General features: G+C 47.0%; 13 protein-coding genes. 10 read left to right on the top strand and 3 right to left on the bottom strand.

The features are described from left to right. Nucleotides 1–73: 73 nt before the first annotated feature. A complete protein-coding gene (locus L5M10_RS01450) occupies nucleotides 74–2863 on the bottom strand; it encodes an insulinase family protein (RefSeq protein ID WP_263254712.1) in 2790 nt (929 codons plus the stop codon). Between the two features lie 169 nt (nucleotides 2864–3032). Between L5M10_RS01450 and sixA the strand changes: the two genes are divergently transcribed. After that, nucleotides 3033–3503 carry a phosphohistidine phosphatase SixA gene (sixA, locus tag L5M10_RS01445; RefSeq protein ID WP_028761045.1) on the top strand — a complete coding sequence of 157 codons (471 nt, stop codon included), beginning with the start codon at nucleotides 3033–3035 and terminating at the stop codon, nucleotides 3501–3503. A 114-nt stretch (nucleotides 3504–3617) separates the two neighbouring features. On the opposite strand, the gene smrB is transcribed toward sixA, so the two are convergent. Then, nucleotides 3618–4148 (bottom strand): endonuclease SmrB, encoded by a 531-nt coding sequence (smrB, locus tag L5M10_RS01440; protein WP_263184859.1) that lies wholly within the window; start codon nucleotides 4146–4148, stop codon nucleotides 3618–3620. A gap of 80 nt (nucleotides 4149–4228) precedes the next feature. Between smrB and prmB the strand changes: the two genes are divergently transcribed. From prmB to L5M10_RS01410, 6 genes are all read left to right on the top strand, one after another. Continuing rightward, nucleotides 4229–5173 (top strand): 50S ribosomal protein L3 N(5)-glutamine methyltransferase, encoded by a 945-nt coding sequence (gene prmB / locus L5M10_RS01435; protein ID WP_168824248.1) that lies wholly within the window; start codon nucleotides 4229–4231, stop codon nucleotides 5171–5173. A 124-nt stretch (nucleotides 5174–5297) separates the two neighbouring features. Next, on the top strand, nucleotides 5298–6392 hold the full coding sequence (aroC, locus tag L5M10_RS01430; protein WP_263254711.1) for a chorismate synthase: 1095 nt from the start codon (nucleotides 5298–5300) through the stop codon (nucleotides 6390–6392). A 78-nt stretch (nucleotides 6393–6470) separates the two neighbouring features. Next, nucleotides 6471–7646, top strand: coding sequence for an MFS transporter (locus L5M10_RS01425; RefSeq protein WP_263254710.1), 1176 nt, complete (start codon nucleotides 6471–6473; stop codon nucleotides 7644–7646). 60 nt (nucleotides 7647–7706) lie between these two features. Further along, nucleotides 7707–8885, top strand: a complete 1179-nt coding sequence (locus L5M10_RS01420) for an ATP-NAD kinase family protein (RefSeq protein WP_263254709.1) — start codon at nucleotides 7707–7709, stop codon at nucleotides 8883–8885. A 4-nt stretch (nucleotides 8886–8889) separates the two neighbouring features. Continuing rightward, the gene (locus L5M10_RS01415; protein ID WP_011788898.1) at nucleotides 8890–9174 is read left to right on the top strand and encodes a YfcL family protein; all 285 of its coding nucleotides are present in this window, start codon (nucleotides 8890–8892) and stop codon (nucleotides 9172–9174) included. Beyond that, nucleotides 9164–9937, top strand: a complete 774-nt coding sequence (locus tag L5M10_RS01410) for an RNA methyltransferase (protein WP_263254708.1) — start codon at nucleotides 9164–9166, stop codon at nucleotides 9935–9937. Before L5M10_RS01415 ends, L5M10_RS01410 begins: the two co-directional genes overlap by 11 nt. A gap of 78 nt (nucleotides 9938–10015) precedes the next feature. Here L5M10_RS01410 and mnmC read toward each other — a convergent pair whose 3' ends face one another. Next, nucleotides 10016–12058, bottom strand: coding sequence for an FAD-dependent 5-carboxymethylaminomethyl-2-thiouridine(34) oxidoreductase MnmC (mnmC, locus tag L5M10_RS01405; protein WP_263254707.1), 2043 nt, complete (start codon nucleotides 12056–12058; stop codon nucleotides 10016–10018). 138 nt (nucleotides 12059–12196) lie between these two features. Between mnmC and fabB the strand changes: the two genes are divergently transcribed. The 3 genes from fabB to L5M10_RS01390 all read left to right on the top strand — a co-directional run bounded on the left by fabB (nucleotide 12197) and on the right by L5M10_RS01390 (nucleotide 15718). Further along, nucleotides 12197–13408 carry a beta-ketoacyl-ACP synthase I gene (fabB, locus tag L5M10_RS01400; protein WP_041408164.1) on the top strand — a complete coding sequence of 404 codons (1212 nt, stop codon included), beginning with the start codon at nucleotides 12197–12199 and terminating at the stop codon, nucleotides 13406–13408. Between the two features lie 160 nt (nucleotides 13409–13568). Next, complete coding sequence (locus L5M10_RS01395) at nucleotides 13569–14699, top strand: 4-phosphoerythronate dehydrogenase (RefSeq protein WP_263254706.1); 1131 nt, start codon at nucleotides 13569–13571, stop codon at nucleotides 14697–14699. A 2-nt stretch (nucleotides 14700–14701) separates the two neighbouring features. After that, nucleotides 14702–15718, top strand: coding sequence for an aspartate-semialdehyde dehydrogenase (locus L5M10_RS01390; protein ID WP_131523510.1), 1017 nt, complete (start codon nucleotides 14702–14704; stop codon nucleotides 15716–15718). Nucleotides 15719–15740: the final 22 nt, after the last annotated feature.

Raw genomic sequence — 15740 nt, 5'->3', positions numbered from 1 at the left:
TGGACTGATTTGTAGCGGTTCTGTTTGTTTACCTAACTTTGCTCACAAATGTGTGAGCAAAAGTGTTTTTTGTTTAGAAATTAAACTTTTCTGCCGTTTGCTTAAAAACTTTAAGATCCGTGATCATTTTGTCTGACATCAGCGCTGCTTGGGTTCTGTGTTGTTCACCTGTGCTAAATAACACTAAGCGATCGCTGTGCTTAGTACGCATTTTACGCATCATGAATTTGAGTAAATCAGTGCGGGTGAGCTTAGTGATTTCGTCTACGACGAGTTCTCTTTGGTTAAATTGATAATCTCTATTGCCGACACTGACCCAATAACGTTGACTGCGAGTTTTGAGGTTCGCGTCGTGCTCCATGATTTGATTAATCAGACCTACCTTTGTGCTTTCCCATTCTTCGTTGGTGATTTGCATCACTGCATAATTAAAGTCGGCAATAAACTCGTCGATGGCTTCTAATAAATGCAGGGGCCCAGTTGTGGGTGACTGAATATAGAAAATAAGTCCAGGATGACGATTGAGCGGCAGGTAACCTGTGCCTACCATATAGCCCAACTGTTTTTCAGTACGCAGCTCATGGAAGAAGGTGGACGACATAGTGTGATTCAGTAAGCTAAATAGCGCCATTTTTTCGGGTGTTGCCACGGCAGATTGGTAATACACAATAATTGCGCTATCTTGATGATCTATTGCGAGTTCTCTCAGTAACGTGCCTTGGCCTGTTAAATTCACTAATTCTCTGGTGGACTCGGCGCTCGGCGTCGAAACTAAGGATAAAATGTGCTCTAAACGTTTGCCGAGAGCTTGTGCTTCAGAGACTAACCAATCCCCGTAGACTAACCCTTCAAGATAGATCTTTTCGTAGAAGGCGCGTACATGGTTATGTAAATCTTCTAGGCTAATATCTTCCAACATTTGAGCCATACGTGCTGGTTCATAACTGCTTTTTTGCAGCGTAACAGTCAGGCTAGTAAATAATTGTGAAATCGGTTTAGCCTGTGTTTGATTCTGCCAACTGCGCAGAAGCTGAGATTTTATGAGGGCAAAGCGCTCTTCGGTAAAATTGCGCTCTCTGGCTTTATGGATTAATAGCGCTAATAACGTTTCTTGATTGCCGGTAAAGCCCGATAAATGCAGTGTAATTCCGCCTTGATGCGGATAAATGTTATAGCTTAATCCAGCAACTTCGGCCTGATAGGTTGGCTCGGTTAGATAATCGAGTAGCATTTCAACATATAAGCGGGTGAGGGCGGCATGCCTTGGCGTTTTACTTGCCTGCTCTGAATCTAGCGATAAATACATGTGACCTTTTGGCACATTAAACTCATCATCTTTCTTATGCCAAATGCGGTATCCAGTTGATTCTGCAACTATCACTGGCACGTCAACATCGCTCTTATCCGGACGGGCAATCGAGTCGGCGACAATAAAAGGATTTGCAGCCGGTAGCTGTAATTCAGGGCGAATATTGTTCACTTGCCAACGAGCGAGGGACTGTGGCGCAATTGGGCGGACTTTGTACGGTGTGTGATACCAGTTAGCTTTACGATCGGTTTTAACCGATTGGGCGATAAGCTGCAGGCGCATATTCTGTGGCACCATGAGCTCAAGTAGCTCAATGGTTTCAGGGATATCCAGCCCATCCATCCGATAATCGCCAAAGACCAAGTCTTCGACCTCATAGTGATGCATATTGATGCTGAGATGGCTGGCTAAATCGAGTGATTTAACTTGCTCTTGATAACGAAACGCCATTTTGAGCAGGTTTGCACGCTCCAAATAACGCCATTCATCTAAGCCTTGGGTTTTGATAAGTTCAATATACTCAAAACAGCAGCTGATAATTTCATCGAGATTGCCTAGCCCTTTATCGGTTAACTGTAAACCGATACTGTAATCCTTGAAGTTATAACCATTTACACCGCCGCCCGCAGACAAGTTGTTCACTAATCCTTGTTCTTTCAGATACGACAACAGACTGCCATGACTCTCATTGCCTAAAATATGGCTGATATAAGTCAAAGGCTTACGTTTGTAGTAGTGATCAATTCCTGGGAAATTAAAACTGATGCTTAAGCGTTTTTGCTCCTTAAGCGGCACAATATCGATTTGCCTCAACAGTTCTTTTTCTGAAAATAGTGGTACTTGAGGATAGTTTTTCACTAAGTTCAAGTTTCGGATCCCACTAAAATAGTGGCAGGCTAAATCTTGTAATTCATCAAGGGAAAGCGGAGCGACTAAGCACAAGGTCATTAAGTTGGCGCTGTAATGGCTTTGATAGAAATCGAGTAATTCACTACGTACCTGTGCCTGTTCTCCGCCTAAGGTGACTAAGTTACCCACGGAAAATTTCGAAAATGGATGCCGTGGGTTGACTGTCTCTTTGAGTACTTGATAGGTCCGACGGATATCATCTTTTAGCTTTAAACTAAATTCAGATTCAATAGCTTGGCGTTCTCTATCGACTAAATCTAAATCAAATTTTGGGGCGATAAAAAATTGGCTGAATCTGTCTAAGGAGTCGGCAAACACTTCTTCATTGATGGTGAAAAAGAAGTTAGTGTGCTCTGTGCCCGTCCAAGCGTTATTGCTGCCGCCATGCTGATTAATAAAGGCGTGATACTCGCCTGAGTCTGGGAATTTCTCAGTACCTAGAAAGAGCATATGCTCTAAAAAGTGCGCCATGCCGGGTCTATCTGCGGGATCATCAAAATGACCCACGCCTACAGCCATAGATGCGGCAGCTTGGCTGGCATCTTGATCTTCAACCAATAACACCCTGAGCGCATTATCTAATACAAGATAACGATACTGGCGGTGATCATTTGGACTTTTATATATGGACTGAGAGGCTTGCAAAGAGACACTCCGATAACGATAGCTTGTTATATATTGATAGTCTTAATGGTTTTTAGCAAATATCTCTTGTGTTTATCGACTAAAGATTAAGTCTTGTGAGGTTTGTTGAAACGGATTTTAGGGCTACAATTGGGATAAAACAAAAACAAGTTTGAGTCGCGAGAGAAGTATGCAGCTATTTTTGATGAGACATGGTGACGCCGGATTTAATGCTCAGTCTGATAGAGACAGAACACTGACCGATGTTGGAAGGCACCATACTGTGTTGATGAGCAACTGGCTAGCTCGCAGTGTGGCTGATTTCGATCTTGTTTTAGTTAGTCCTTACTTACGAGCACAGCAAACGTGGCAGGAACTGAGTCAGCATTTTCCTGAGCCGCGTAAGTGGTTAGTCGCCGATGATCTTGTGCCTTCTGGCGATCCCGCCAATGTAGCCGCCTTGGTTGTGGCTTATGCTGAGTTATACAAAGCGGATAAAGTACTCGTGATTGCTCACATGCCGTTACTGGGCTACTTAGTCAGTGAGTTAGTGGCTGGCGTTGAGCCGCCATTATTCGCGACGTCAGGCATTACGCTCATTGATAAACATGCCGAGCAAGCGTCGATTGTGTGGCAACATGCGCCTCACAGCATTAGCTAGCCTAGATTTATATCCCATTTACAAAACAAACGGCCCACTTAATGTGGGCCGTTTGTTTTGCTAAATCTCTAAATCTCTAAATCTGAAACGTTAATCTCTGAAGCCGATAGCGAGTTAACGTCTATGCGGCTGCTCACCAATATCAATCAGCACTAATAACGCCGCATCGCCGCCCCATTCTTTAGGGGCCTGATGGAAAGCTTTCACCATAGGATGCTGCACTAACCACATGGGAACTTGTTGTTTCAATATGCCACTGCCGTAACCATGCATAATGCAGCAGCACAGGCTTTGCTGTTTAACGCAGGCTTGGATCAGTGCCGCTAACTCAAGTTTGGCTTCTGATTGGCGATAGCCGTGTAAATCCAGCAGTAAATCTGGCTGGTAATCCCCACGTCTGAGGCGTTTGAGTTCTAAACTGTCAACACCTTCTTCTAACCAACGCATCGGCCCTTGTACAGGCAGTAGTGGCTGATAAGTATCTGAGAAATAACTGTTAGCATGCAGTTGCTGCTCTTTCAGTTCTATTTCCTGTTTGCTTTTTAAGGGCATGCGAAAGTGTCGCTTATTTTGCGTGATGGGTTTAATTCCATCAATAAGCGCTGAGAACATCGCCAAGCCTTCTTTGTCGTCGTCTTTATTCATGGCGGGTATTCTATTGAATCCTATGGTTTCTGAATAGAGTTCAGTTACAATGTTTGCGAACAAACTAGCGGGAGCACGTTTTGGATAAGATCTTTGTAGATGAAGCTGTGACAGAATTACGTACTATTGGCGATATGTTACGTTGGGCCGTGAGCCGTTTTAACGATGCCAATGTGTATTATGGTCATGGTACTGATAATGCGTGGGATGAAGCCATCGCCTTAGTTTTCCATGCCTTACACTTACCCGAAGAAATCGGTCAGCAAGTGATTTTAAGTAACTTGACCAGCAGTGAAAAGCATAAAATTGTCGAGTTGATCATTCGTCGGGTGAGAGAACGCTTACCTGTGCCTTACTTGACCAACAAAGCGCGTTTTGCTGGGCTTGAATTTTACGTCGATGAGCGCGTGTTAGTGCCACGTTCACCGATTGCCGAAATGATCGCTAACCGTTTTAGCCCCTGGTTATATAACAAGCCAGTCACACGTATTTTAGATTTATGTACTGGCAGCGCTTGTATCGCGATTGCCTGTGCCTATGAATTTGAAGACGCCGAAGTCGATGCGCTGGATATCAGCGATGATGCCTTAGATGTGGCGCAAATCAATATCGAAACCTTAGGTGTGATGGACAGAGTTTTCCCGATGCAATCGGATCTGTTTTCGGCCATCCCAGAAGGGCCTCAGTATGATTTGATTGTTTCAAACCCACCTTATGTGGATGCTGAAGACATTGGCGACATGCCTGATGAATATCACCATGAGCCTGCCATTGGTTTAGCCTCAGGTCGCGACGGGTTAGATTTAACCAAACGTATACTCGCCAATGCCGCGCAATACCTCACGCCAACGGGTTTGCTCGTTGTCGAAGTCGGTAATTCTATGGTGCATTTGATTGAGCAGTTCCCAGAAGTGCCATTCACTTGGATTAACTTTGAAAATGGTGGCGATGGCGTATTCGTATTGACCCGCGATCAACTGGTTGAAAATCAGTCGGTATTTGGTATTTATCGCGACGCACAATAGCCTAAGATAGCAAATTAGGTTGAGACTTTTCCCGCTGCCAGTTAGGCTTGCAGCGGGAAAATAAATTGTCCAGTACTCGCTGGGCGCGGAGCGATGAACAAATAACCTAAGGTGTACAAAGCGGATGTCTGGAAACAGTATTGGTCAAAATTTTGTAGTGACGACGTTTGGTGAGAGTCACGGTGTTGCACTGGGTTGCATTATTGATGGTTGCCCTCCTGGGCTTGAATTAACCGAAGCCGATATGCAGCACGATCTTGACCGCCGTCGCCCAGGGACATCCCGATATACCACGGCACGCCGTGAGCCCGATGAAGTGCGGATTTTATCCGGCGTCTTCGAAGGTAAAACCACGGGCACCTCGATTGGACTCTTGATTGAAAATACCGATCAACGCAGTCAAGATTACTCTAATATCAAAGATTTATTTCGCCCTGGGCACGCCGATTATACCTACCAGCAAAAGTACGGTATGCGTGACTACCGCGGTGGTGGCCGCTCTTCAGCCCGTGAAACTGCGATGCGGGTTGCGGCGGGTGCTGTGGCTAAAAAGTATTTAAAGCAAGTTCACGGTATCGAGATCTACGGCTATATGTCGCAGCTGGGTCCTATTTGTGCGCAGACTATTGATCTTGACCAAATCGAGCAAAATGCCTTTTTCTTCCCCGATGCTAGCAAGCTGGAAGCGCTCGATGAATACATGCGTGAGCTGAAAAAATCCGGTGACTCAATTGGCGCTAAAATCTCCGTTATCGCGACAGGTGTGCCAGTGGGTTTAGGTGAGCCAGTATTTGATAGACTCGATGCCGATATCGCCCACGCGCTGCTGGGTATTAATGCCGTCAAAGGTGTTGAGATTGGTGATGGTTTTGGTGTCGTGACGCAAAAGGGCTCCGAAGGGCGTGACTTAATGTCGCCGCAAGGCTTTGAATCTAACCATGCGGGCGGTGTACTCGGTGGGATTTCGTCGGGTCAGCCGATTATTGCCCATATTGCGTTAAAACCCACCTCCAGCATCAGCGTGCCAGGTCAAAGTATGACGGCGCAGGGTGAAATGGCCGAAGTTGTCACTAAAGGTCGTCACGATCCTTGTGTTGGGATCCGCGCGGTACCGATTGCCGAAGCTATGCTTGCCATTGTGTTGATGGATCACTTATTAAGACACAGAGCGCAAAATCAGGATGTACGCAGTCACACGCCCGTTCTCGGAATGAGATAGGGGTATGAGATAGGCGCATGAAATAGCTGGTATGCGATAACGATACAATGAGTAGCATGAGATAAATGGAATGCGTTAATGTCAACTTCTTCTAGCACAAGCCGGCAATTGCGCTGGCTTTGTGCCTGCTATTTTTTCTTCTTTTCTATTCTCGGCACTATGGTCCCTTATCTTGGGGTCTTCTTCGAAAATCGCGGTTTTAATCCTCAAGAAATTGGCTTTTTACTCGCCATCCTGATGGCGACGCGCATCGTTGCGCCGAATGTGTGGGCTAAAGTGGCTGACCGAACGGGGATGCGCGCCGAGCTGATCAAAATGGGCGCGGGAGCCGCCGCGCTGGCGTATTTGAGTTTCTTCTACCATGGTGGTTTTGTGTATATGGCGCTGAGTTTGGCCCTCTATACTTTCTTTTGGAATGCGATCCTCGCCCAGCTTGAAGTGATCACCTTAGAAACCTTAGGCGAGAATGCCAGCCGCTACGGTCAAATTCGCAGTTGGGGCAGTGTCGGTTATATCTGTCTTGTTGTCGGTGCGGGCTTTGCCATTGGTCAGTGGGGCACTGAGGTGTTGCCTTATATCGGTTTGTCATTATTTATCGGCATGTTAGCCTGTGCGTTGCCACTACCAGCAAATCGTTTAGTGCGCGACACCAGCCAAGTGCGGCCGCCATTGCAATGGAATCGGGCGATTATTTGGTTCTTAGTCTCGGCGATGTTGCTGCAAATGAGCGCGGGACCTTTCTACGGCTTCTTCGTTTTATATTTAAAGCAAGCGGGTTACTCCGAATCCTCGGCGGGCATATTTGTCGCCCTTGGCGCTATGGCCGAGATCGTGATGTTTATGTTCGCACCGCGTTTACTCGGCCGCTATGGTGTTAACACCCTATTGATTGTCAGTATCGGCATGACTTGCTTGCGTTGGTTATTGGTTGCCTTTGGGGTAGATAGCGTGTTGTGGCTTGGCTTTAGCCAATTATTACATGCCTTTACCTTTGGCTTAACCCATGCTGCATCGATTCAATTTGTGCATAAACATTTCGATGCGAGTCACAGAAGCCAAGGTCAAGCCCTATACGCCAGTTTAAGTTTTGGGGTTGGCGGCGCGCTCGGTACTTGGATTTGTGGCTATATTTGGGGCGATGGTAGCGGGGCGGTTTGGTCTTGGGTATTTGCCGCAGTATGCGCTTTTGCCGCTATGCTGGCGGTATTCTTTATTCCTAAGGATAAACCGAGTGTTGCAGCCCATGCGGCCTAGTCATATCCATTAAGATAAAAATATAAAAAAATCAAAAGATTGCGTTAAGTGAGGTAAAGGGTGATTCGGTTTCGTTTAGGGTTAGTTATCAATCCATTAGCAGGCTTAGGTGGCAGTGTTGGTCTCAAGGGCAGCGATGGCGTTGCCGAAGAGGCGATCGCTTTAGGCGCAGAACCCAAAGCCGCCTTGCGTATGATGCAGGCCCTCGAGGTAATTCGTGATTATAGTGATGACATTGAAGTAATTACCGCTTCAGGCATCATGGGTGAAGACGCCGCTAAAACACTCGGTTTTACCATGCGAGTGGTATATCAAACTCCGGATAAAACTCAGGCGCTGGATACGCAGGCCGTTGTGCGTGCGCTGCTGGATGAACCACTGGATTTACTCCTTTTTGCTGGTGGTGATGGCACGGCCCGCGATGTTTACTCCGTATTTGAACGAGGCACTATCGACGATAAACTCCCCGTACTCGGCGTGCCTGCTGGGGTTAAAATTCATTCCGGCGTTTACGGTATTACGCCCCATGCGTCTGGCATGGTGGTCAAGATGTTACTCGATGGCGAACTTGTCAGTTTGATGTCCGCCGATGTGATGGATATTGATGAAGTGGCTTTTCGCCAAGGCACAGTGCGCGCTAAACGCTTTGGTGAGCTCTTAGTGCCCGCCGAGCCGCGTTATGTGCAAGCGGTGAAGATGGGCGGCAAGGAAGTCGATGAACTCGTGCTGGCCGATATCGCCGCCGATGTGATCAATCAAATGGAAGATGAACTGTACATCATGGGCTCTGGCAGTACGGTTGCCTTTGTGATGGAAGAGTTAGGCCTCGATAATACCCTGCTCGGTGTTGATCTCATTCAAGATAAAAACCTTGTTGGCAGTGACTTAACCGCGAATGAATTACTTGAACTGACTCAAGATAAGCCGACTAAGTTGGTGATCACTCTGATTGGCGGCCAAGGCCATATCTTAGGGCGCGGTAATCAACAGTTGTCACCCGAGCTCATTCGGCGCATCGGAAAAGACAATATTATTATCCTTGCCACAAAAACTAAGCTAAAAGCACTTGATGGACGACCACTAATTGTGGATAGTGGCGACCCTAAATTAGATAGCGAGCTTGGCGGCTATTATAAAGTGACGACGGGCTACCATGATTACGTCATGTATCAGGTGGCCAATCCAGATTTATTGGTCGCAGCAGATGTGTCGGCCAATCCAGTATTAATGGAGAGTTAGACCCATGTTAGAGCATTACGAAGACGCATTAGAACAGTGGATCGCCAGCGTTGTTAGTCATGGTGATGACGATGCTTTGTTTGCCTGTGGCTACTTACAGGGCCATGTGGCCGTAGTGTTATCCCAATTGGAAGCGCAGGGTGAAACGGATCTTGATGCTTTAATGCTAAAAATGACCGACTGTCTAGCACTCGCGCGCCAAGAATTAAACGATGCCGATTATGCCTTGGTTGAACAGGCATGGGCACAGCTGCAGGCAAAGATTATAGGCGAATTGGATGTTGCCTAGCTCCCAGCCGATGACTGACAACGAGCACGTGACTAATACCGAAGTAACGAGTGTAGAAATGCCGAGTGCTGAATTAGCCTGTGAGCAAACGCTCGATGCTAGCGCGGTATTTATCGGTTTAGTGAATCCTAAAACGCCCGTTAACGTCGGTGGCATTATGCGCGCATCGGGTTGTTATGGCGTCGATGGCGTATTTTACACTGGCAGGCGCTACGAGTTAGCCGCGCGTTCGGGTGCTGTGCAATACCATGTCGATACTAAAGATGCTGGCGAGCGCATTCCGCTCACGGGCGTCACTTCATTGTTAGCCGCGATTCCGGCGGGCACTCAGCTTATCTGTGTCGATTTGGTGGTGGGCGCAACGCCGCTGCCGGATTTTGTCCATCCCGCAAAAGCCTTTTATGTGTTTGGTCCTGAAGATGGCACCATTGGCCAAGAGATTATCGATAAGGCTGATGCTGTAGTGTATGTGCCTACGGTTGGTTGTATGAATCTTGCGGCTTCGGTCAATGTGTTGCTATACGACAGATTGGCTAAATCCCACCGTGAGGCTGCAAGCCTGACATCGAGCCTAGCATCTGGTCTACCTTCGAACTTAAGCGGCGATGCGCTGATCCGTCAGAGTCGTGATAACAACAATCGTACTCGGGTAAAAGTGGCGAGAGAATCGAGAAAGCCCCGACATATTGAGGCTAGTTGTGTAGAGCCTAGCTGTCTTGAACCTAGCAGCAGTGATAACACTATTGTTGTTACTGCAGCTTAAGTGATTTACAAAAAACATTTAAAAAAGGGATTAAGCTAAGGCTTAATCCCTTTTTTATTTGCACAGGCGATGGCAAAGCTAGAGGGATTTTCCCTTGAGTAACTTTCGCAGCCACATACGATTAGGGTTGAGTTTACACAGAGTCGCTTTATCGAGCGGTATTGGTTCGCCGCAAAGCTGCGCCGCGAGACATTCGGCGGCCAGTGGCCCAGAACTTAACCCCCGTGAGCCTAACCCGCCAAGAATATACAGCCCTTGATGCACGGGTGCTGGCGTGGTTTGCCAGTAGCGGCGACTTTCTTTCGTGAGTTGATGCTCTGCATAATCCTTAATAATTTTTGGCACATCGGGCGCGCAGCCCATCATAGGGAAATGATCCCGCGTGACCATACGCACGCCAACACGGGCATTGTTGCCACTCATGTCGATATCTTCAAGCCAAGACTGATTAGGATAACTCTCGTGCATTTTGGCGAGGTTTTCTTGCTGCTCCAGCGGGCAAAAATCTAAATGCTTAGGTTCTTTAACGTAACTCGCGCCAAGGCAGTGGAGTCCTTCGTGACTCGGGGTCAAATAACCGTTTGCGCACAGCACTGTCGCGAGTTGACTCAATTGAAATTGAGCGGGTACATGGCTGACTTGGCCGCGAAAAGGGCTAATTTGTAATTTGTTGCTGGCATCAAATTGCGTGAGCGCTGCGCCATTGGCGAGCACAAGTTGTGCAAAGGGGCCAAAGCGATGCTTCGCGGTGATTAAATACCAACCTTCACTTTGATACTCAATTTCAAGGATCTCAGTCTCCAAATGGAGTTTGACCTCAGAAAGCTGCTGCGCTTTTTGTAGTGCGGCTTCGGCATATTCGTAGGGACAAACCCAGCCAGCCAGCGGATAGAAAAAGCCTGATTTGTCGATATTAATGTTCGCAAGAGAATTGGCCTGCTGCGCATCGACTCGATAGGCAATTTCACTTGGCCAGTTCTGGCTTTGAATAATTTTATCGAGTCGTAATTGGCTGCGTTTATCGTGGGCAGTTTGCAATACCCCGCAAAAATCATGGGAAATCGGCGTTTGATTTGGGGCAGGGACAGAAGTCAGCGCCTGTACTCTACGTCGACTAAATAAAAATGCCTGCTGGAAGAAGCGGCTTAATTCATCATTTTCCGGTGTCAGCAGCGGATAAATCGCCCCTTGGCGATTGCCCGAGGCGCCTTGGCCGAGCTTGGCATCTTTACAAAAGAGCTGCGTACTTTGGCCGCGTTCCGCCAAAGACAGTGCCAAATGCGCCGAGGCTAACCCGCCGCCTATGATGGCAATCGAGCTGGGCGCATTCGAGGGTAAGATTGCAGCCATAGGATTAAAGGCATAGGCTTTAGCATCTTGCTGGCGTAAGACGTGGCGCTCGTGTAACAAAATGGCATCAGGCTGATGGTTTGTCTGTATTGCAGCGCAGGTAAAATCCCTCACCTCAAAGCCACAGGCTTGGAAACGGCTCACAGGTGTTTCGCTTAATCCGCTTGATTCGTTTAATCCAATAGTTGTCACAGTGGCGCCATCGTCACTGAGTTTTGCCATCTGCCAATGGATCTGCTGATTTAACCCATTTTGTAGATGGGGCAATACCAGCCAGTGCTGAACGGGGTGAAGCGGAGAATGGATGAGTGAACAGAGCTGGGATTGAATATCACCAAAGTGCAGGTCGATTGTGGTACGACCGTCATCAAAAATTAATCTCTGACAACCTATAATAGCCGTCGGCTCTGTATGAAGTAAGCGTTGGGCAAGTGGCTCAAGTTCAGGCACTTTGGTTAAACTGGCGGATTGATCCCAAAGTAATTTAAGTTCGTACGCATTAATCGGATTGGGTTCGAATACGTTAAGGAGTAATCGTTGGTTAGGATTTGTCTGAGTGCGCCACCAAGATAAGAGTTCAAGCCCGTTGCCTAAACCTATTTGCCCTAATACTAAGAGTTTTTGCTGTGAATGAGCCTCAAATACCCGCTGCTGATAAATGCTCAACTTGCTGAGATAGTGTGCATCAGTGTGAGCTGTTGCGGGATAAAGGTTGATTAATTGCTGGTAATCACGCTTAATTTGGCAAGGTTTATTGGGCTCTGCAGTCAAAGAAATTTACTCTCGGTCTCATAATTGGCATTATTTTACTCGCCTTTATGGAAAGCTGACCACTTAATTGAGTCAAAACAGATACTATTGGCTCAGCGAAAAGTAGGTACTGACATGTACACAATGGATAGCAATAAAATGAAAAGAGTCGTGATCACCGGAATGGGTGTTGTTTCAAGTATCGGTAATAACAAGCAAGAAGTGACCGAGTCACTGAAAGCGGGCCGCAGTGGTATTACGCATTCAGCTCAGTTTGAAGAGATGCAATTACGTAGCCATGTATGGGGTGACATCAAGTTAAACCCTGCTGAGCATATCGATCGTAAGGCATTGCGTTTTATGGGTGATGCGGCAGCTTATGCCTACATTGCTATGCAAGAAGCGGTTGCCGATGCCAATTTAACTGAAGAACAGTATTCAGATCCGCGCGTAGGTTTGATTGTGGGTACAGGCGGCGCATCATCGTCCAACCAAGTACAATCTGCCGATACATTGCGTGAAAAAGGCGTTAAACGCGTAGGTCCGTATATTGTGCCTCGCATCATGTCGAGCACGGCCAGCGCTTGTTTAGCCACGCCATTTAAAATTAAAGGCATGAATTATTCTATCAGTTCAGCCTGTGCAACTAGCGCCCACTGTATTGGTCACGCCGTTGAACTTATCCAAATGGGTAAGCAAGACATGGTGTTTGCCGGTGGTGCTGAAGAAGTGGATTGGACACTGACCATGGGCTTCGACGCTATGGGCGCACTGTCAACCAAGTACAATGCCACACCCGAAAAAGCCTCTCGTACCTATGATGCAGACCGTGATGGTTTTGTGATTTCTGGCGGCGGCGGTATTTTAGTGGTTGAAGAGTTAGAGCATGCTCTGGCTCGCGGCGCAAAAATTTACGCTGAAGTGATTGGTTATGGCGCGTCTTCAGACGGTTATGACATGGTGGCGCCATCGGGTGAAGGCGCTGTGCGTTGTATGCAAATGGCGATGATGGATGTCGATACCCCAATCGATTACATCAATACTCACGGCACTTCAACGCCAGTGGGCGACGTGCGTGAATTAGAAGCGCTACGTGAAGTTTTCAAAGACAAGTGCCCACCGATTGCATCGACTAAGTCTATGACAGGTCATGCATTAGGCGCCGCAGGCGTACATGAAGCGATTTACAGCTTAATCATGATGGAAAACAGCTTTATTGCTCCAAGCATCAATATCGAAAATCTGGACGAAGCGGCGAAAGATATGCCTATCGTGCGTGAATATCGCGATGCTGAGCTGAATACAGTCATGAGTAACAGCTTTGGTTTTGGCGGTACAAACGCCACGCTAGTGATGCGTAAATTCAAATAAGTTTGTTTATCAAACGCGATAGAAGGGAAGCTTAGGCTTCCCTTTTTTATGGGCGTTTTTTGTAAACCTGTTGCATCGACAAGGATTTATCCCATTAGTCTTGTTAGAATACCGAGCATCTTGATGCCTTCCATTCCCACTTTTTTTAGATCAGGTGCCCATGAAGATTTTAGTCGATGAAAATATGCCCTATGTTGAACCGCTATTTGGCGATCTCGGGGAAATTATTCCTGTTAATGGCCGCACGTTAACCGCAGTGCAAGTGCGCGATGCCGATGTGTTATTAGTGCGCTCAGTCACCAAAGTGAATGCCGAGTTGCTCTCGGACAATCATCAACTGAAGTTTGTCGGCAGTGCCACTATAGGCACAGATCATGTGGATTTAGCCTACCTTGCCGAGCGTAATATCCCCTTCTCTAATGCGCCAGGTTGCAATGCGACTGCGGTTGGGGAATTTGCTTTTATCGCTATGCTGGAGCTAGCACAGCGGTTTGATTCGCCGCTTAAGGGCAAGGTCGTCGGCATAGTGGGCGCGGGTAACACTGGCACTGCAACGGCAAAATGTTTGCAAGCCTATGGTATTAAAGTACTGCTTAACGATCCCATTAAAGCTGCAGAGGGCGATCCGCGTAGTTTTGTGAGTTTAGACACCATCATGGCGCAGGCCGATATCATCAGTTTACATGTGCCCATCACGCGAACGGGCGAGCATAAAACCAAACATTTGTTCGATGAGGCGCGCTTAAAGGCGCTCAAACCCAATACATGGTTAGTGAATTGCTGCCGCGGTGATGTGATAGATAACAAAGCACTTGTCAGAGCTAAACGCCAGCGTGATGATCTCAAACTTGTACTCGATGTGTGGGAAGGTGAGCCAACACCGATGCCTGAACTCGTACCACTGGCTGAATTTGCCACGCCGCATATTGCAGGTTACAGCTTAGAAGGTAAGGCGCGCGGCACTTTTATGCTCTATCAAAAGCTGTGTCAGTTACTTAATATTGCTGCCGATAAAAGTCTGCTGGATCTCTTGCCAAGCTTTAACATTAAGGCGGTCGAACTTGCGACCGCGCCGAATGAAAAAGCGTTATTACAGCTCGCGCGTTTTGTCTATGATTTGCGCGATGATGACAAGATGTTCAGAAATACATTCTTAAATGAGAATGGCTTCGACACTATGAGAAAAAATCACCAACATAGACGCGAATTTAGTGCATTGGCGCTGGCTTATGACGGTCAATCTGAGGTAGATTGGTTGTCCAATTTAGGTTTTTCAGGAGTCGGTCAGTAGCTATGTCACAGGAATTTAATGTTGTCGTTTTAGGTGCATCGGGCGCAGTGGGTCAAACTATGATAGAGATCCTCGAAGAGCGTAATTTCCCGGTTGCCAATTTGTACCCTTTAGCCAGTAGCCGCAGCGCCGGTGAAACGGTCAGCTTTCATGGCAAACAAATTACCATTCTCGACGTAGAAACCTTCGATTGGACCCAAGCTCAAATTGGTTTCTTCTCTGCAGGTGGTGATGTTTCCGCCAAATGGGCACCGATTGCTGCTGAAGCAGGCTGTGTTGTGATTGATAACACCTCTCACTTTAGATACGACATCGATATTCCTTTGGTTGTACCTGAAGTGAATCCGCATGCTATCGCTGATTTCCGCAATCGCAATATCATTGCTAACCCAAATTGCTCAACGATTCAAATGCTGGTGGCACTTAAGCCTATTTATGATGCCTATGGTATCAGCCGCATTAATGTGGCAACGTACCAGTCAGTATCGGGCACAGGTAAAAAAGCCATTGAAGAATTAGCGCATCAGTGCACTAAATTACTGCAAGGTTTACCTGCTGACGCTGAAGTCTATCCAAAACAAATTGCTTTTAACGTATTGCCACAAATCGATAAATTTATGGATAACGGTTATACCAAAGAAGAAATGAAAATGGTCTGGGAAACCCAGAAGATTTTCGGTGACGATGAGATTTTAGTGAATGCGACTGCCGTACGTGTGCCTGTGTTTTATGGTCACTCGGAAGCCATTAATATCGAAACTCGTCAGCCTGTTGATGCCGAAGACGTTAAAGCTTTACTGCGTAATGCCGAAGGAGTGGTATTGTTTGAATCCGATGATGATTATCCAACAGCAGTGACCGATGCCGCAGGAACCGATCCGGTTTATGTGGGTCGCATTCGTAAGGATATTTCTCATTCTCACGGGATTAACTTGTGGGTCGTGTCAGACAATATTCGTAAAGGCGCAGCCTTGAACAGTGTGCAAATTGCCGAGATCTTAGTGAGAGATTATTACTAAGCATTAGATTGCATTTGATGCC

This window comes from Shewanella sp. SM32, from assembly GCF_025654235.1.
Classification (GTDB): Bacteria; Pseudomonadota; Gammaproteobacteria; order Enterobacterales; family Shewanellaceae; genus Shewanella; species Shewanella oncorhynchi.
This window is presented reverse-complemented; position numbering and strand designations above follow the sequence as displayed.